The sequence below is a fragment of the Streptomyces sp. P17 genome (genome assembly GCF_032436805.1).
Lineage (GTDB): Bacteria > Actinomycetota > Actinomycetes > Streptomycetales > Streptomycetaceae > Streptomyces.
The window spans coordinates 43,674-61,324 of sequence record NZ_JAVRBF010000018.1 but is presented as its reverse complement, the minus strand read 5'-3'; the positions used below and the strand labels follow the sequence as shown (position 1 = coordinate 61,324).

The 17,651-nt window shown below is 71.5% G+C and carries 15 protein-coding genes; 11 read left to right on the top strand and 4 right to left on the bottom strand.

Features of this window, described 5'->3' with window-relative positions:
* Nucleotides 1-5 precede the first annotated feature (5 nt).
* Complete coding sequence (gene serC, locus RMT89_RS14205) at nt 6-1,124, bottom strand: phosphoserine transaminase (RefSeq protein WP_315884100.1); 1,119 nt, start codon at nt 1,122-1,124, stop codon at nt 6-8.
* A gap of 79 nt (nt 1,125-1,203) precedes the next feature.
* Here serC and RMT89_RS14200 point away from each other — a divergent pair, with 79 nt between their 5' ends.
* From RMT89_RS14200 to RMT89_RS45945, 3 genes are all read left to right on the top strand, one after another.
* On the top strand, nt 1,204-4,071 hold the full coding sequence (locus RMT89_RS14200; RefSeq protein WP_315884099.1) for an FAD-binding and (Fe-S)-binding domain-containing protein: 2,868 nt from the start codon (nt 1,204-1,206) through the stop codon (nt 4,069-4,071).
* Nucleotides 4,072-4,209: 138 nt separating this feature from the next.
* Complete coding sequence (locus tag RMT89_RS14195) at nt 4,210-5,148, top strand: EamA family transporter (RefSeq protein WP_315884098.1); 939 nt, start codon at nt 4,210-4,212, stop codon at nt 5,146-5,148.
* Nucleotides 5,149-5,163: 15 nt separating this feature from the next.
* Nucleotides 5,164-5,553, top strand: coding sequence for a DUF6247 family protein (locus RMT89_RS45945; RefSeq protein WP_399498114.1), 390 nt, complete (start codon nt 5,164-5,166; stop codon nt 5,551-5,553).
* A gap of 2 nt (nt 5,554-5,555) precedes the next feature.
* Here the strand turns inward: RMT89_RS45945 and RMT89_RS14185 are convergent, their stop codons facing one another.
* Nucleotides 5,556-5,834 carry a DUF397 domain-containing protein gene (locus tag RMT89_RS14185; protein ID WP_315884096.1) on the bottom strand — a complete coding sequence of 93 codons (279 nt, stop codon included), beginning with the start codon at nt 5,832-5,834 and terminating at the stop codon, nt 5,556-5,558.
* Nucleotides 5,794-6,639 carry a helix-turn-helix transcriptional regulator gene (locus tag RMT89_RS14180; protein ID WP_315884095.1) on the bottom strand — a complete coding sequence of 282 codons (846 nt, stop codon included), beginning with the start codon at nt 6,637-6,639 and terminating at the stop codon, nt 5,794-5,796. Before RMT89_RS14180 ends, RMT89_RS14185 begins: the two co-directional genes overlap by 41 nt.
* Before the next feature lie 121 nt (nt 6,640-6,760).
* Between RMT89_RS14180 and RMT89_RS14175 the strand changes: the two genes are divergently transcribed.
* The 8 genes from RMT89_RS14175 to RMT89_RS14140 all read left to right on the top strand — a co-directional run bounded on the left by RMT89_RS14175 (nt 6,761) and on the right by RMT89_RS14140 (nt 16,970).
* The gene (locus RMT89_RS14175) at nt 6,761-7,555 is read left to right on the top strand and encodes a TIGR03084 family metal-binding protein (RefSeq protein ID WP_315884094.1); all 795 of its coding nucleotides are present in this window, start codon (nt 6,761-6,763) and stop codon (nt 7,553-7,555) included.
* The gene (locus tag RMT89_RS14170) at nt 7,552-9,225 is read left to right on the top strand and encodes an acyclic terpene utilization AtuA family protein (protein ID WP_315884093.1); all 1,674 of its coding nucleotides are present in this window, start codon (nt 7,552-7,554) and stop codon (nt 9,223-9,225) included. Before RMT89_RS14175 ends, RMT89_RS14170 begins: the two co-directional genes overlap by 4 nt.
* Nucleotides 9,222-10,820: a carboxyl transferase domain-containing protein gene (locus RMT89_RS14165; RefSeq protein ID WP_315884092.1), complete on the top strand. Its 1,599-nt coding sequence runs from the start codon at nt 9,222-9,224 to the stop codon at nt 10,818-10,820. The genes RMT89_RS14170 and RMT89_RS14165 overlap by 4 nt, the downstream gene beginning before the upstream one ends.
* A gap of 5 nt (nt 10,821-10,825) precedes the next feature.
* Nucleotides 10,826-12,667 carry a biotin carboxylase N-terminal domain-containing protein gene (locus RMT89_RS14160; protein WP_315884091.1) on the top strand — a complete coding sequence of 614 codons (1,842 nt, stop codon included), beginning with the start codon at nt 10,826-10,828 and terminating at the stop codon, nt 12,665-12,667.
* Nucleotides 12,668-12,749: 82 nt separating this feature from the next.
* Nucleotides 12,750-13,883: an acyl-CoA dehydrogenase family protein gene (locus tag RMT89_RS14155; RefSeq protein ID WP_315884090.1), complete on the top strand. Its 1,134-nt coding sequence runs from the start codon at nt 12,750-12,752 to the stop codon at nt 13,881-13,883.
* A 182-nt stretch (nt 13,884-14,065) separates the two neighbouring features.
* Nucleotides 14,066-15,634, top strand: a complete 1,569-nt coding sequence (locus RMT89_RS14150) for a 4-coumarate--CoA ligase family protein (protein WP_315884089.1) — start codon at nt 14,066-14,068, stop codon at nt 15,632-15,634.
* Entirely contained in the window at nt 15,631-16,365 is a 735-nt protein-coding gene (locus RMT89_RS14145) for an enoyl-CoA hydratase family protein (RefSeq protein WP_315884088.1), read from the top strand. The genes RMT89_RS14150 and RMT89_RS14145 overlap by 4 nt, the downstream gene beginning before the upstream one ends.
* Nucleotides 16,353-16,970: a TetR/AcrR family transcriptional regulator gene (locus RMT89_RS14140; RefSeq protein ID WP_315884087.1), complete on the top strand. Its 618-nt coding sequence runs from the start codon at nt 16,353-16,355 to the stop codon at nt 16,968-16,970. Before RMT89_RS14145 ends, RMT89_RS14140 begins: the two co-directional genes overlap by 13 nt.
* Here RMT89_RS14140 and pdxH read toward each other — a convergent pair.
* The gene (gene pdxH, locus RMT89_RS14135; RefSeq protein WP_315884086.1) at nt 16,960-17,628 is read right to left on the bottom strand and encodes a pyridoxamine 5'-phosphate oxidase; all 669 of its coding nucleotides are present in this window, start codon (nt 17,626-17,628) and stop codon (nt 16,960-16,962) included. The genes RMT89_RS14140 and pdxH overlap by 11 nt on opposite strands.
* Between the last annotated feature and the right edge of the window lie 23 nt (nt 17,629-17,651).

The following is a 17,651-nucleotide window of genomic DNA, read 5'->3' as shown; positions in this document are numbered from 1 at the left end:
ACTGCTTACAGCTTCTCGATCACGTAGTCGACGCACTTCGTCAGCGCCTCGACGTCCGCCGGGTCGATCGCCGGGAACATCGCGATACGGAGCTGGTTGCGGCCGAGCTTGCGGTAGGGCTCGGTGTCGACGATGCCGTTCGCGCGCAGCACCTTGGCGACGGCGGCGGCGTCGATCTCGTCGGAGAAGTCGATCGTGCCGATGACCTGCGAGCGCTTGGCCGGGTCCGTGACGAACGGGGTCGCGTACTTGCTCTCCTCCGCCCAGCCGTACAGCCGGGTCGAGGAGTCCTTCGTACGGGCCGTGGACCAGGCGAGGCCGCCCTGGCCGTTGATCCACTCCAGCTGCTGGTTCAGCAGGAAGAGGGTGGCGAGGGCCGGGGTGTTGTACGTCTGGTTCTTGCGGGAGTTGTCGATCGCCGTCGGCAGGCTGAAGAACTCCGGCACATGACGACCGCTCGCGTGGACGCGCCCGGCGCGCTCGATCGCGGCCGGGGAGAAGACACCGATCCACAGGCCGCCGTCGGAGGCGAAGGACTTCTGCGGGGCGAAGTAGTAGACGTCCGTCTCGGCGATGTCGACGGGCAGACCGCCGGCGCCACTCGTCGCGTCCACGAGGACGAGGGAGCCCTCGTCGGCACCGGCCACGCGCTTGACGGGGGCCGCGACACCGGTGGAGGTCTCGTTGTGGGTGTACGCGTAGACGTCGACGCCCGCCTCGGCCTGCGGCTCCGGGTGCGTGCCGGGCTCCGAGGAGATGACGGTCGGCTCGGCCAGCCAGGGGGCGAGCTTCGCGGCCTTGGCGAACTTCGAGCTGAACTCACCGAAGGTGAGGTGCTGCGACTTGTTCTCGATCAGGCCGTGGGTGGCGATGTCCCAGAACGCGGTGGAGCCGCCGTTGCCGAGGACGACCTCGTAGCCGTCCGGGAGCTGGAACAGCTCGCTGATGCCCTCCCGCACCTGGCCGACCAGGTTCTTGACCGGGGCCTGGCGGTGGGAGGTGCCCAGCAGAGAGGTACCGGTGGCGGCGAGGGCGTCCAGCGCCTCCGTCCGCACCTTGGAGGGGCCCGCGCCGAAACGTCCGTCGGCGGGCTTGATGTCAGCGGGAATCTGGATCTCAGCCACGGGGTGAGGTTAGCCGCTGGGGGAAACCGGGGCGAAATGCAGTCCGTCGGCTGAGACGTGGGGCTGGTTGAGTGGACGCATGAAGGATCTGGCGGTCGAGCTGCGCAAGGCCGTCCGGGGCGAGGTGGGTTTCGACGTCACGTCCCGGGCGCTGGTGACCATGGACGCCTCCAACTACCGGCGTGTCCCGCTCGGCGTGGTCGCCCCGCGCGACGCCGACGACGTGGCGGCCGTACTGGAGGTGTGCCGCAGGCACGGCGTGCCGGTCGTGCCGCGCGGCGGGGGCACCTCCATCGCCGGGCAGGCCACCGGCACCGGGGTCGTGCTGGACTTCACCCGGCACATGAACCGTCTCGTGTCCCTCGACCCCGGGAGCCGTACCGCCGTCGTCCAGCCCGGACTCGTCCTCGACCGGCTCCAGGACGCCGCAGCGCCGCACGGACTGCGCTTCGGGCCCGACCCCTCCACCCACAGCCGCTGCACGCTCGGCGGGATGATCGGGAACAACTCCTGCGGCTCGCACTCGGTGGCGTGGGGGACCACCGCGGACAGCGTTCGCGAGCTGGCCGTCGTCACCGCGCGCGGGCAGCGGCTGAGGCTCGGCCGGGGCTGGGCGGGGGCGCCGGAGGGGCTGCGGGGGCTGGTGGAGGGGGAACTGGCCCTGCTGCGGACCGGGTTTCCGGAGCTGCCCCGCCGTATCTCCGGTTACGCGCTGGACGCGCTGCTGCCGGAGAAGGGCGCGGACGTGGCCCGTTCCTTCTGCGGTTCCGAGGGCACGCTCGGCGTGCTGACCGAGGCGGTCGTCGCACTCGTGGCGGCGCCACGCGCGCGTGCCCTCGCGGTACTGGGGTACGCGCACGAGGGCACGGCCGCCGAGGCCGCGGCGGGGCTGTTGCCGTACGGCCCTTTGACGGTGGAGGGCATGGCAGCCGACCTGGTGCCCTCGGCGGTCGCGCTGCCCAGGGGCGGTGCGTGGCTGTTCGTGGAGACGGGCGGGGAGTCGCCCGAGGAGGCACGCGCGCGTGCGGAGACGATCGTGCGCGCCGCCGATGTCGTGGACTCCCTGGTCGTCACGGATCCGGCCGGGCAGCGGGCCCTGTGGCGCATCCGCGAGGACGCCAGCGGTACGGCGACCCGCATGCCGGACGGCAGCGAGGCCTGGCCGGGCTGGGAGGACTGCGCGGTCCCGCCCGCCCGCCTCGGCGCCTACCTGCGGGACTTCCGCGCCCTGCTGACCGCGCACGGGCTGCGCGGAACGCCGTACGGCCACTTCGGGGACGGCTGTATCCACGTCCGTATCGACTTCGACCTGCTCACCGAGGCGGGCATCGGCCGCTTCCGGCGCTTCTCGGAGGAGCTCGCCGAACTGGTGGTGGCCCACGGCGGTTCGCTGTCCGGGGAGCACGGGGACGGACAGGCGCGGGCCGAACTGCTGCCGAAGATGTACGGCCCGGAGCTGGTCGGCCTGTTCGAGCGGGCGAAGGCGGTATGGGACCCGGACTGGTCGCTGAACCCCGGCATGCTCGTCCGCCCGTCCCCTCTCGATACCGGCCTCCGCTTCTCCGTCCTGCCCCGCGAACCGGTCGACGTGGCCTTCGGCTACCCGTCCGACGCCGGTGACTTCTCCGCCGCCGTACGCCGCTGTGTCGGCGTCGCCAAATGCCGTACGACCTCGGCGACCGGCCCCGCCGTCATGTGCCCCTCCTTCCGCGCGACGGGCGAGGAGGAGCACTCCACGCGCGGGCGTGCCCGGCTGCTGCACGAGATGCTCGCGGGCGAGGTCGTGACCGACGGCTGGCGCTCGACGGAGGTCCGCGACGCGCTCGACCTGTGCCTGTCCTGCAAGGGCTGCCGCTCCGACTGCCCGGTCGGGGTGGACATGGCCACGTACAAGGCGGAGTTCCTGCACCACCATTACGCGGGGCGGCGGCGCCCGGCGGCCCACTACACGATGGGGTGGCTGCCGGTGTGGCTGCGATGGGTGGCGCGATGGCGGCTGGCTCCCGTGGTGAACTCCCTCGCGTCCGTGGGGGTGTTGGCGTCGCTGGGCAAGCGACTCGGCGGGGTGGCGGCCGAGCGGGGGATTCCTCGGGTCGCCACGGAGACATTCAGCGGATGGTGGCGACGTAAGGGCGGCCCCGCCGCTGCCGACGGCCGCCTGGTCGTCCTGTGGCCGGACACCTTCACCGAGCACCTCTCGCCTTCCGTCGGGCGGGCGGCGGTACGGGTGCTGGAGGCGGCGGGTCTGCGGGTGGCGCTGCCGCCGACCTTGCGGATGCGGGGGCGGCCGGTGGGGGACGGCCGTACGAGAGGGGCTCTCTCGCTGCTGGGCGCGGGGCGTCGGGGGAGGGTGTGCTGCGGCCTGACGTACATCTCGACGGGCCAGTTGGACCGGGCCCGAGCGGTACTGCGCAGGACACTGGACCTGCTGGAACCGGTACTGGCGGCCGAGGTGCCCCTCGTGGTCCTGGAACCGAGCTGCGCGGCGGCCCTGCGGGCGGACCTGCCGGAGCTGCTGCACGACGACCCGCGCGCGGCTCGCCTGGCGGCCCGGGTCCTGACCTTCGCGGAGGCCCTGGAGCGCCTGGCCCCGGACTGGACGCCACCGCGCGTGGACCGCCCGGTCACCGGCCAGACCCACTGCCACCAGCACGCGGTCCTCGGCGACGCGGCCGACCGCCGCCTGCGGGAAGCCGCACTGCTCTCCGGCGGACTGAGCGGCGGCTGCTGCGGGCTCGCCGGGAACTTCGGCTTCGAGAAGGGCCACTTCGAGGTGTCGGCGGCATGCGCGGAGGAGCAACTGCTTCCGTCCGTACGGCAGGCTCCGGAGGGGGCGTTGATCCTGGCGGACGGCTTCTCCTGCCGGACGCAGCTGGAGCAGCTGGCGGGCGTGCGGGGGCGGCATCTGGCGGAGGTGCTGGCGGAAGGGCTGGGCCGTTCCGGGTGATGCCGCGCGGCGCGCTGCCGGATCGCTTTCTCACTTCATGGGACAGCTCCGAATTGGGTTCACACACCTGACAGAGTCCACTACCCTGGACTCAGCAGTACATCACGATGAACGATCTCCGAGCCCTCAGGACCGCCCGTGACCTCGCCCGCGCCGACCGCCGCCGCTGCCTCCTCCACCGCTTCCCTCCCGGTCGGTGCGCCGCGCCGCTGGGGCTCCCTCGGTCCGGTCGGGCTGGTCTTCGCCGGCGGGATCTCGGTGCAGTTCGGCGGTGCCCTCGCGGTGAGCCTGATGCCGAGGGCGGGCGCGCTGGGCGTGGTGACACTGCGGCTGGCGGTGGCGGCGCTGGTTCTGCTGCTGGTGTGCCGCCCACGGCTGCGTGGCCACTCCCGCACGGACTGGGGAACAGTGGTCGTGTTCGGCATCACCATGGCCGCGATGAACGGCCTCTTCTACCAGGCGGTGGCCCGCATCCCGCTGGGCCCCGCGGTGACGTTGGAGGTGCTGGGCCCGCTGGCACTGTCGGTGGTCGCATCCAGGCGGGCGATCAACTTCGTCTGGGCCGGACTGGCCCTCGCCGGCGTCTTCCTCCTCGGCGGCGGAGGCTTCAGCAGCCTGGACCCCGCGGGCGTGGCCTTCGCCCTGGGCGCCGGCGCGATGTGGGCGGCGTACATCGTCTTCAGCGCGCGTACGGGCCGACGGTTCCCGCAGGCGGACGGGCTGGCGCTGGCGATGGTGGTGGCGGCGGTGCTGTTCCTGCCGCTGGGCGTGCTGGAGTCGGGCGGAAAGCTCCTCGACCCCGTGACGATCGCCCTGGGCGCGGCGGTGGCGATCCTCTCCTCGGTACTCCCGTACACCCTCGAACTCCTGGCCCTACGGCGTCTGCCCGCCTCCACGTTTGCGATCCTCATGAGCCTGGAACCGGCGATCGCGGCGACGGCGGGCTTCCTGGTGCTGAACCAGGCCCTGTCGGCCATGGAGTCGGTTGCCATCGCGCTGGTCATCGCCGCGAGCATGGGCGCGGTCCGGACGCAGGTGGGGCGGGGGAGGGCCAAAGCGCCGGGTGCGGCGTCCTGACGGTTGCGGGGCGGGATGAGTCGGGGTGGGGCTGGAGTCGGAGGCGTGCCTGTGAAGGGAACAGCAGAGGGCGACTGGCCGCTGATCCCGCGCCCGGAGCGCACGCCGGGTGCCTTGCATGCCGCCTGTGCGGTTGTCGCCCCTCGGCTGCTGACTGTGTACGACCAGGCCAAGGATCAAGCCTTGGCGACGGCTGTGCAGCACGGTTCGCTGAAGCCCGTCCACGCCTACCTCGATCACTGGGCCGCCTTGATCGAGATCGAGCGCCACCCGGAAACGGCGAAGACGTACCACCGCGCCGAATACCTCGCCCACGTCTCGACCACCCCCGACGAGGCACGCGGTCACCTGACCACCGCCAGCGGTATCTACCGCGCCGCTGCCGAGGCGGTACGCGCGGAGTGACGTCAGCCGAAGGCACCGGCGGCGGTTGCCGTTACGAAGGTGGCGAAGGTGTCCGGGGTGACGGTGAGTGTTCCGTGGGCGGGGTTCTTGGAGTCGCGGACAACTATGTGGGGGGTGAGGTCGGCGACCTCGATGCACTCGCCGCCCGTGCCTCCGCTGTACGAGGACCTACGCCAGGTCGCCGTTCCGAGGGGCGCGCACTCGACGCACTGCCCCCCTGTGTCGCCGCTGTAAGAAGACTTACGCCAGGTCGCGCCCGTCAGGTTCAGGTTCGATTCCATACCGTTCCTCCATCACGCGGGCGATCAGGGCCGCCGAGTCGTCCACGGAGAGGGCGGCCGCCTGCAGATGATCGTAACGGACCGAACCCTCCTTGACCGCTTCCGGATTGGCCGTCATGTGCCCCTGGACGAAGTCCTCGGTGTAGACGATGTCGGGGTCTTTGTCGAAGCGAAGCAGGTTGAACGAACCCATCAGCCCCGCGTGTGCTCCGGCTCCGAACGGCAGCACCTGGATCTCCAGCCACCGGCGCTTCTGCAGGGACAGCAGGTGCGCCAATTGCTCGCGCATAACCTCCCGGCCGCCGATCTCCTGGTGCAGTACCGCCTCGCTCAACACCACCCACATCACGGGCGGTTGTTCGCGCTCCAGGATCCGTTGGCGGTCCAGCCGCGCCGCCACCTTGCCGTCGAGATCGCCTTCGTCTCGCGCACCGAGCACTGCGCGGGCGTACGCCTTCGTCTGGAGAAGGCCATCCACCAACTGCGCCTGGAACGACGAGATGAACGTCGCCTTCGCTTCCAAGTCCGCATACGGCTGAAACCACCCCGGCAACTGGCTCCGCAAAACCAGCCCCACCAGCCTGGAGAACGTCCCGTCCGTCCCCAACGCCGCATCCACCCGCTCCGAGAACTCCCGTTGCGGAACCTTCAGCGCCGTCTCGATCTGCCCGATCAACGACCCCGTACAGAACACGATCGACCCGAGCTGCGCCAGCGTCAGCCCCGCCGCCTCCCGTGCGCGCCGCAGCTCATACCCGTAGTAGTCCAGCGGCGACGCACTCGGATCAAGTTTCCGGATGTTCACGGCGACCCACCTCCCCTCACCGAGAGTAGCCACAGCAGCGCACACGGATACCGGAGTTGTGGAAAACAAATCCATGCAAGCACGCTTGCTTGTTTCTGGGGCCCCTGCCATGCTCCACCCCATGGCCGACCCGACGCCCGTGTTCGACGACCTGCGTGCCGAAAGCGATGAACTCGACCGGCTGGTAGCCGAGTTGAGTCCGGACCAGTGGGCCCTCGCCACCCCCGCCCCGCACTGGACCATCGCCCACCAGATCGCCCACCTCGCCTGGACCGATCACGCCGCCCTGCTCGCCGTCACCGATGCCGATGCCTTCGGCCGGGAGGTCGAGAAGGCGTTCGCCTCCCCGGAGAGCTTCGTGGACGAGGGTGCGGAGGAGGGGGTCCAGAAGCCGCCCGCCGAGATCCTCGCCACGTGGCGCACCGGACGTAAGGCACTTGCCGACGCTCTGCGTGCCGCCCCCTCAGGTGCCCGCTTTCCCTGGTACGGCCCACCCATGTCCGCCGCCTCCATGGCCACCGCCCGTCTTATGGAGACCTGGGCCCACGGTCAGGACGTCGCGGATGCCCTGGGTGTGGTGCGCCCACCTACCGCGCGGCTCCGGCATGTGGCCCGGATCGGGGTGCGTGCCCGCGACTACGCCTTCGGAGTGCGCGGACTCACCCCGCCCGTCGGCGAGTTCCGCGTCGAGCTCGTCGGGCCGGGCGGCGAGACATGGGCCTACGGCCCCGAAGACGCCCCCCAGCGCGTCACCGGGCCCGCCCTCGACTTCTGCCTTCTCGTCACCCGCCGGGCCCACCGTGCCGACCTCGCCATAAGCGCCGAAGGCGAGGACGCCGACCGTTGGCTCGACATCGCGCAGGCCTTCGCGGGCCCGCCCGGCAGTGGGCGCGCGCCCAAGGGGGCCGCCACGTGACCCTCCGTATCGGCAACGCCTCCGGGTTCTACGGCGACCGTTTCGACGCCATGCGCGAGATGCTCACCGGCGGTGAACTCGACGTCCTCACCGGCGACTACCTCGCCGAGCTGACCATGCTGATCCTGGGGCGCGACCGGCTCAAGGACCCCGGCGCCGGGTACGCGCGTACCTTCCTGCGGCAACTGGAGGAGTGCCTCGGGCTCGCCCATGAGCGGGGCGTTCGTGTCGTCGCCAACGCCGGCGGACTCAACCCCGCCGGACTCGCCGCCGCCGTACGGGAGTTGGCCGACCGGCTCGGTATCCCGGTGCGTGTCGCCCACGTCGAGGGCGACGACCTCACCGCCGCCCACCCCGGCAGCCTCGCCGCCCATGCCTACCTCGGGGGGTTCGGGATCGCCGCCTGTCTGCGGGAAGGCGCCGATGTCGTCGTCACCGGGCGGGTCACCGACGCCGCCCTGGTCACCGGGCCCGCCGCCGCCCACTTCGGATGGCAGCCGACGGACTACGAGCGGCTCGCCGGCGCCGTCGTCGCCGGGCACGTCCTGGAGTGCGGGGCCCAGGCCACCGGCGGCAACTACGCGTTCTTCCAGGGCGGGGACGTCCGACGGCCCGGCTTTCCGCTCGCCGAGCTCCACGAGGACGGCACCGCCGTCATCACCAAGCACCCCGGTACGGGCGGCTTCGTCGACGTCGGTACCGTCACCGCCCAGCTGCTCTACGAGACCTCCGGCGCCCGGTACGCCGGGCCCGATGTCACCGCCCGCCTGGACACCGTCCAACTGACCAGCACCGGGCCCGATCGCGTCCGGATCCACGGCGTGCGCGGCGAAGCCCCGCCCCCTTCCCTCAAGGTCGGTGTCAACCGGCTCGGGGGGTTCCGGAACGAAGTCGTCTTCGTGCTCACCGGGCTCGACATCGAGGCCAAGGCCGAGCTGGTGCGTGCGCAGATGACCGACGCGCTGGCCAAGTCGCCGCCCGCCGAGGTGCGGTGGGAACTCGTCCGTACCGACCGGGCCGACGCTCCGACCGAGGAGACGGCCAGCGCCCTGCTCCGGCTCGTCGTCCGGGACCCCGCTCAGGCCACCGTCGGACGGGCCCTGAGCGGGGCCGCCATCGAGCTCGCCCTCGCCAGTTATCCCGGGTTCCATGTGCTCGCCCCACCGGGGAAGGGCGCCCCCTTTGGGGTCTTCGAGGATGTGTACGTCCCCCATGGCGCCGCCGCACATGTGGCCGTCCTCCATGACGGCCGACGGGTCCCTGTGGCGCCGCCCCAGGACACCCTCGTACTCGAAGGCCCGGCGGAGCCTTCGCTTCCCGAGCCGCTGCCGGCCGGGCCCACCGTTCGCGTCCCGCTCGGGCTCGTCGCCGGCGCCCGCAGTGGGGACAAGGGCGGGAACGCCAACGTGGGGGTGTGGGCGCGCACGGACGACGCGTGGAGGTGGCTGGCCCACACCCTGACCGTCGATCTCTTCCGCGAGCTCCTGCCGGAGACCGCCGGGTTGGCCGTCCACCGGCATGCCCTTCCCAACCTGCGCGCCCTCAACTTCGTCGTCGAAGGCATCCTCGGCGCCGGTGTCGCCGCCCAGCACCGTTTCGATCCGCAGGCCAAGGCGCTCGGCGAGTGGCTGCGCTCCCGCCACCTGGACATCCCGGAGGCCCTCCTGTGACGGTTCTCAGCTCAGCTCTTGACCCCGATGGCGCCGACTACCGGGCCAACCGCGAGACCATGCTCGCCAAGCTCTCCGATCTCGACGCCGAGCACGCCAAGGCGCTCGCGGGCGGTGGAGAGAAGTACGTCCAGCGGCACCGGGGGCGCGGCAAGCTCCTCGCGCGGGAGCGCATCGAGTTGCTCCTCGACCCGGACACACCGTTCCTTGAGCTGTCCCCGCTGGCCGCCTGGGGGAGCGATTACGCCGTCGGTGCCTCGCTCGTCACCGGTATCGGGGTGGTGGAGGGTGTGGAGTGTCTGATCACCGCCAATGATCCGACGGTGCGCGGGGGCGCCAGCAATCCCTGGTCCCTGAAGAAGGCCCTGCGCGCCAATGACATCGCGCTCGCGAACCGGCTCCCCTGCATCAGCCTCGTCGAGTCCGGTGGCGCCGATCTGCCCTCCCAGAAAGAGATCTTCATTCCCGGCGGCGCCATCTTCCGGGATATCACCCGGCTGTCCGCTGCCGGGATTCCCACCGTCGCCGTCGTCTTCGGGAACTCCACCGCCGGCGGGGCCTACATCCCCGGCATGTCCGACCACGTGATCATGGTCAAGGAGCGCGCCAAGGTCTTCCTCGGCGGGCCTCCCCTGGTCAAGATGGCCACGGGTGAGGAGAGCGACGACGAGTCGCTGGGCGGCGCGGAGATGCACGCGCGCGTGTCGGGCCTCGCGGACTACTTCGCCGTGGACGAGCGGGACGCGCTGCGACAGGCGCGGCGGGTCGTCGCGCGTCTCAACCATCGCAAGGCGTACGAGGATCCGGGGCCCGCCGAGCCTCCCAAGTACGACGTCGAGGAGCTGCTCGGCATCGTCCCGGGCGATCTGCGCACGCCCTTCGACCCGCGTGAGGTCATCGCCCGGATCGTCGATGCCTCCGACCTCGACGAGTTCAAGCCGCTGTACGGCGGCAGCCTGGTCACGGGGTGGGCGCGTCTGCACGGTTACCCGGTCGGCATCCTCGCCAACGCCCAGGGCGTGCTCTTCAGCGAGGAGTCGCAGAAGGCCGCCCAGTTCATCCAGCTGGCGAACCAGCGGGACATCCCCCTCCTCTTCCTGCACAACACCACCGGCTACATGGTCGGCAAGGAGTACGAGCAGGGCGGGATCATCAAGCACGGCGCGATGATGATCAACGCGGTGAGCAACTCGCGCGTGCCCCACCTGTCCGTCCTCATGGGCGCCTCCTACGGCGCCGGGCACTACGGCATGTGCGGGCGGGCCTACGATCCGCGCTTCCTGTTCGCCTGGCCCAGCGCCAAGTCGGCCGTCATGGGGCCCCAACAGCTCGCGGGCGTCCTGTCGATCGTCGCCCGGCAGTCGGCGGCCGCCAAGGGGCAGCCGTACGACGAGGAGGCGGACGCGGCGCTGCGGGCCATGGTGGAGCAGCAGATCGAGTCCGAGTCGCTGCCGATGTTCCTGTCCGGGCGGCTGTACGACGACGGCGTCATCGACCCGCGCGACACCCGCACCGTCCTCGGCCTGTGCCTGTCCGCCATCCACACGGCGCCCTACGAGGGCGCGCGCGGTGGCTTCGGCGTCTTCCGGATGTGAGACGAATGATTACTTCTGTTCTGGTGGCGAACCGGGGCGAGATCGCCTGCCGTGTCTTCCGCACGTGCGGTGAGTTGGGAATCCGGACGGTCGCCGTGCACTCGGACGCCGACGAGAACGCCCTCCACGCGCGCGTGGCCGACGCCGCGGTACGGCTGCCGGGGGCGACGCCCGCCGAGACGTATCTGCGCGGTGATCTGATCGTGAAGGCCGCCGTCGCGGCCGGCGCGGACGCCGTGCACCCCGGCTACGGCTTCCTCTCGGAGAACGCCGACTTCGCGCGTGCCGTCCTGGACGCGGGCCTGGTGTGGATCGGGCCGGCCCCGGAGGCCATCGAGGCGATGGCGTCCAAGACGCGCGCGAAGGAGCTGATGGGGCTCGCGCCCCTGAGCGACGTCGGGCAGTCCGACCTGCCGGTGCTGGTGAAGGCGGCCGCGGGCGGCGGTGGGCGCGGGATGCGGATCGTGCGCCGCCTGGACGAGCTCGGCCCTGCTCTGGAGGGCGCACGCGCCGAGGCCGCTGGCGCCTTCGGTGACGGCGAGGTCTTCGTCGAGCCCTATGTGGAGCGCGGCCGGCATGTCGAGGTGCAGGTGCTCGCGGACGCGCACGGCACGGTGTGGGCGCTGGGCACGCGCGACTGCTCCCTCCAGCGCCGCCATCAGAAGGTGATCGAGGAGGCACCGGCGCCCGGGCTCTCGGAACAGCTCGCGGAGGAGTTGCGCACGCTGGCCGTACGCGCCGCGCGCGCCGTGCACTACGTCGGCGCCGGCACCGTCGAGTTCCTCGTCGCCGACGACAAGGCGCACTTCCTGGAGATGAACACCCGCCTCCAGGTCGAACACCCCGTGACGGAAGCGGTCTTCGGCGTCGACCTGGTGGCCCTGCAACTGAGCATCGCTGAGGGGCAGCCCCTCGACAGCGAGCCCCCACGCGCGCGTGGCCACGCGATCGAGGCCCGCCTCTACGCCGAGGACCCGGCCCGCGACTGGGCCCCGCAGACCGGCACCCTGCACCGGCTCGCCGTACCCGAGGGCGTCCGGCTGGACAGCGGCTACGGCGACGGCGACGAGATCGGCATCCATTACGACCCGATGCTCGCCAAGCTGATCGCCCACGCCCCCACGCGCGCGGGTGCGCTCCGCAAGCTCGCGGGTGCCCTGGAAAGGGCGACGATCCATGGCCCGGTCACCAACCGGGACCTCCTCGTCCGCTCCCTGCGGCACGAGGAGTTCACCACGGCCCGGATGGACACCGGTTTCTACGACCGTCACCTCCCCGAACTGACCGAGCCCACCCCCGACCCGCACGCCCCCCTGGCCGCCGCCCTCGCGGACGCCCACGGCCGCTCCCGCTTCGGCGCTTGGCGCAACGTCCCTTCCCAGCCGCAGACCAAGCGCTACGCCATGGCGGGCGAGGAGCACGAGGTCCACTACCGGCACACGAGGGCGGGCCTGGAGGCGGAGGGCGTGCGCGTCGTGCACGTGGGCGCGGATCTCGTCGTACTGGAAGTGGACGGCGTGCGGTGCAGGTTCACGGTGGCCCGGTACGGCGACGACCTGTACGTCAACAACACGGCCCTCCAATCCCTGCCCCGCTTCCCCGCCCCGACGGCCCAGCTGGCGCCCGGCTCCCTCCTGGCCCCGATGCCCGGCACGGTGGTGAGGGTCGCCGAGGGCCTCGCCGTAGGAGCCGCCGTACGGGCCGGAGAGCCCCTCCTCTGGCTGGAGGCGATGAAGATGGAGCACAAGATCACAGCGCCGGTCACGGGAACGCTGACCGCCCTGCTGGCCGAACCGGGACAACAGGTGACGGTCGGCGCTCTGTTGGCGGTCGTACAGCCGGCCTGAGGGGCGCGGGGCTGTATCGATCTGCGGCTCCGCCGCGTGAGCGCGAGCAACCACACACGACCCGCACCCGGGAAGGAGCCCCATGCACCCCACTCTCGAATCCGAAGAACACCAGGCCCTACGATCCGCAGTCGCCGCGCTCGGCAAGCGCCACGGCCGCAACTACGACCGCGAAGCCCTCTGGTCGGAGGCCGCCGAACTCGGCTACCTCGGCGTCAGCCTGCCGGAGGAACACGGCGGCGGAGGCGGCGGAATCGCCGAACTCTCCATCGTCCTCGAAGAGCTGGGCGCCGCGGGCTGCCCCCTGCTGATGATGGTCGTCTCACCCGCCATCTGCGGCACAGTGATCGCCCGCTTCGGAACGGACGCCCAGAAGAGCGAATGGCTGCCCGCGCTGGCGGATGGCACCCGCACCATGGCCTTCGGCATCACCGAACCCGACGCCGGTTCCAACAGCCACCGCATCACCACCACCGCCCGCAGGGACGGCGCCGACTGGCTCCTCACCGGCCGGAAGGTCTTCATCTCCGGGGTCGACATCGCGGACGCGACCCTCATCGTCGGCCGCACCGAGGACGCCCGCACCGGTAACCTCAAGCCCTGCCTGTTCATCGTCCCGCGCGACGCGGAAGGCTTCTCGCGGCGCCGGATCGACATGGAACTCCAGGCGGCGGAGAAGCAGTTCGAGCTGGCTCTGGACGACGTACGGCTGCCCGCCGACGCACTGGTCGGCGATGAGGACGCGGGGCTCCTCCAGCTCTTCGCGGGCCTCAACCCGGAGCGCATCATGACGGCCGCGTTCGCGATCGGCATGGGCCGCTACGCCCTCGCGCAAGCGATTGTGTACGCCCGTGAACGGACCGTGTGGAAGGCGCCCATCGGCGCCCACCAGGCCATCGCGCACCCCCTCGCCCAGGCGCACATCGATCTGGAACTGGCCCGTCTGATGATGCAGAAGGCGGCTCATCTGTACGACGCCGGGGACGACGTCGGCGCGGGCGAGGCCGCGAACATGGCCAAGTACGCGGCCGGGGAGGCCTGTGTGAAGGCGGTCGACCAGGCCGTGCACACGCTCGGCGGGAACGGCCTCACGCGCGAATTCGGTCTCGCGTCGTTGATAACAGCCGCGCGCGTGGCTCGTATTGCTCCGGTGAGCCGGGAGATGATTCTCAACTACGTCTCCCACCAGACCCTGGGCCTGCCCAAGTCGTACTAGGGGGTGTTTTGAAAGTCCTGTGCGGTGCCCGCGGTGTTCGGTGCGTGCCCTCGGCGTGCCGGACGAAGGCCCTCGTACTGGACGTACTTGGGTCTTTGGCCGGTGCGGCGAGGGTGCGTGCCGGGCGCCGTGGGTGCTGTGCGGGACTTTCAAAACACCCCCTAGGCCGTCTTGGAGGAACGATGTTCCGCAGCGAGTACGCAGACGTCCCGCCCGTCGAACTCCCCATCCACGAAGCCGTGCTGGGCCGGGCCGCCGAGTTCGGCGACACACCCGCGCTGATCGACGGCACGAACGGCATGACCCTCACATATGCGCAGGTGGACCAGTTCCACCGGCGCATCGCGGCCGCGCTGGCCGAGGCGGGCGTCCGCAAGGGCGATGTGCTCGCCCTGCACAGCCCCAACACGGTCGCCTTCCCGACCGCCTTCTACGCCGCCACGCGCGCGGGTGCCTCCGTCACGACCGTGCACCCGCTCGCCACGCCGGACGAGTTCGCCAAGCAGCTGAAGGACTCGGCGGCCCGCTGGATCGTCACCGTCTCGCCGTTGCTGGAGGTCGCCCGGCGGGCCGCCGAACTCGCGGGCGGCGTCGAGGAGATCTTCGTCTGCGACAGCGCCCCCGGGCACCGCTCCCTCATCGACATGCTCGGCTCGACCGCTCCCGAACCGCAGATCGACCTCGACCCCGCCGAGGACATCGCCGCGCTGCCGTACTCCTCGGGCACCACCGGCATCCCCAAGGGCGTGATGCTCACCCACCGGCAGATCGCCACCAACCTCGCCCAGCTCGAACCGTCGATGCCGGCGAAACCCGGCGACCGCATCCTCGCCGTACTGCCCTTCTTTCACATCTACGGCCTCACGGCCCTCATGAACGCCCCCCTCAGGAGCGGCGCCACCGTCGTCGTCCTGCCCCGCTTCGACCTGGAGACCTTCCTCGCGGCCATCCAGAACCACCGCATCACCGACTTGTTCGTGGCCCCGCCGATCGTCCTCGCCCTCGCCAAGCACCCGCTCGTCGCCCAGTACGACCTGTCGTCCCTGAGGCACGTCATCAGCGCCGCCGCCCCCCTGGACGCCACGCTCGCCGCGGCCTGCTCCCAGCGCCTGAACCTGCCGCCGATAGGCCAGGCGTACGGGATGACGGAACTGTCCCCGGGCACCCATGTCGTCCCCCTGGACGCCATGCGCGAGGCGCCCCCCGGCACGGTCGGCAGGCTCATCGCGGGCACCGAGATGCGGATCGTCTCCCTCGACGACCCCGACAAGGACCTCGGCGTCGGCGAGTCCGGCGAGATCCTCATCAGGGGTCCGCAGGTCATGAAGGGCTACCTCGGCCGCCCCGACGCCACCGCCGCGATGATCGACCCCGACGGCTGGCTGCACACCGGCGACGTGGGGCATGTCGACGAAGGCGGCTGGCTGTTCGTCGTGGACCGGGTCAAGGAGCTCATCAAGTACAAGGGCTTCCAGGTGGCCCCCGCCGAACTGGAGGCGCTGCTGCTGACCCACCCCGGCATCGCCGACGCCGCCGTCATCGGCGTCTACGACGACAACGGCAACGAGGTCCCGCGCGCGTATGTGGTCCGCCAGCCGTCGGCCACCGGCCTCTCCGAAGGAGAGGTCATGATGCACGTCGCCGAACGCGTCGCCCCCTACAAGCGGATCCGCCAGGTCGCCTTCATCGACGGGGTGCCCCGGGCCGCCTCCGGGAAGATCCTCCGGCGCGAGCTCAGGGAGCGCGCGTGACCCTGATCGGCCGTACACGCGCGCGTGGCGTCGAGACCCTCAGCCTCGACTCGCCGGACAGCCGCAACGCCCTGTCGGCGGCCCTGGTCGGCGAACTCGCCGACGCGCTGACCGACTGCGCCAAGGACCCGGACATCCGCGCGGTCGTCCTGACCCACACCGGCAACACCTTCAGCGCCGGCGCCGACCTGCGCGACCCGCCCCACCCGGACGCGCTGGTCGGTCTGTTGCGGCAGATCGTGGAGCTGCCCCGGCCCGTCGTCGCGCGCGTCACCGGCCATGTACGCGCGGGCGGCCTCGGCCTGTTGGCCGCCTGTGACATCGCCGCCGCCGCCCACCCGGCGAGCTTCGCGTTCACCGAGGTCCGGATCGGCGTGGCCCCCGCGGTCATCTCCCTCCCCCTGCTCCCGCGCACCGACCCCCGCGCCCTCGCCCGGTACTACCTCACCGGCGAGCGCTTCGACGCCCCCGAGGCGGCCCGTATCGGCCTGCTGACCGCGGCCGGGGACGACGTGGACGCCGTACTGGAGCCCGTCCTCGACGGCCTGAGGCGCTCGGCTCCCGAGGCCCTGGCCGAGACGAAGCGGCTGCTCACGGCTAGGGTGCTGGAGTCATTCGACCGGGACGCGGCCGACCTCACCGCGCTCTCGGCCCGGCTGTTCTCCGCCCCGCAGGCCCGCGAGGGGATGACGGCCTTCCTGGAGCGACGGGATCCCCCATGGGTGGTGTGAGCACGGCGGAACGCGACCGCGTTCCCAAGCAGGACCGCAGCCGGGCGACCCGGCAGCGGCTCCTGGAGGCCGCCGTGGCCTGTCTCGCCGAACACGGCTGGGCGGGCTCCACGGTGTCCGTCGTCGCCGAGCGCGCCGGCGTCTCCCGGGGCGCCGCGCAGCACCACTTCCCGACCCGCGAGGACCTCTTCACGGCGGCCGTCGAGTACGTCGCCGAGGAACGCTCCACGGCTCTTCGGGCCCTGTTCCCGGAAGGCGCGGCGGAGAACCGGCGGGCGGTGGTGACGGCGCTGGTCGACCTCTACACAGGGCCCCTCTTCCGCGCCGCCCTGCACCTGTGGGTGGCCGCCTCCAACGAGGAGCAGCTGCGCCCCAGGGTCACGGAACTGGAGGCCCGCGTCGGGCGCGAGACGCACCGCATCGCCGTGGACCTGCTCGGCGCCGACGAGTCCGAGCCTGGGGTGCGGGAGACCGTGCAGGGGCTGCTGGACATGGCCCGGGGGCTGGGGCTCGCGAACCTGCTGACGGACGACAAGGGGCGGCGCGAGCGGGTGGTGGCGCAGTGGGCCTCCCTCCTGGACGTAGCGCTCGACGTCAGGGGCTGAGCCGCTCCACCCGCCAGCTCCCGTCCGGCTGGGTCACATACCGCAGCCGGTCGTGCAGCCGGTTCTCGCGGCCCTGCCAGAACTCCACCGTCTGCGGAGCCACCCGGAAACCGCCCCAGTTCGGTGGTACGGGCACCTGCTCGCCCTCCGGGTAGCGGGCGGCCAGTTCGGCGTAGGAGGCGTCCAGGTCGGCGCGGGTGGGGATGACCGAGGACTGCTCGCTGGCCCAGGCGCCGAGCTGGGAGCCGTGCGGACGGGTGCGGAAGTAGGCGGCCGTCTCGTCGCGCCCGGTGCGCCGGGCGATGCCCTGGACGATGACCTGGCGGGCCATCGGGTGCCAGGGGAACAGCAGCGAGACATACGGGTTCCCCGCCAGGTCACGGGCCTTGCGGGAGTCGTAGTTGGTGTAGAAGACGAAGCCCTGCTCGTCGAAGTGCTTCAGCAGCACCGTGCGGGAGCTGGGCCGGCCGTCGGCGTCCGCGGTGGAGACGACCATGGCGTTCGGCTCGAACAGATGAGCCTCGCTCGCGGCCTGCTTGAACCAGCGCGCGAACTGCTCCACGGGCGTGGCGGCCAGCTCGTTCTCGGCGAGGCCCGCGGCCCGGTACTGCTTGCGCATCGCGGCGGGGTCCGGAGGTACGGCGTCTCGGTCGGTCACGCGGTCATCTTGCCGTATGCGCG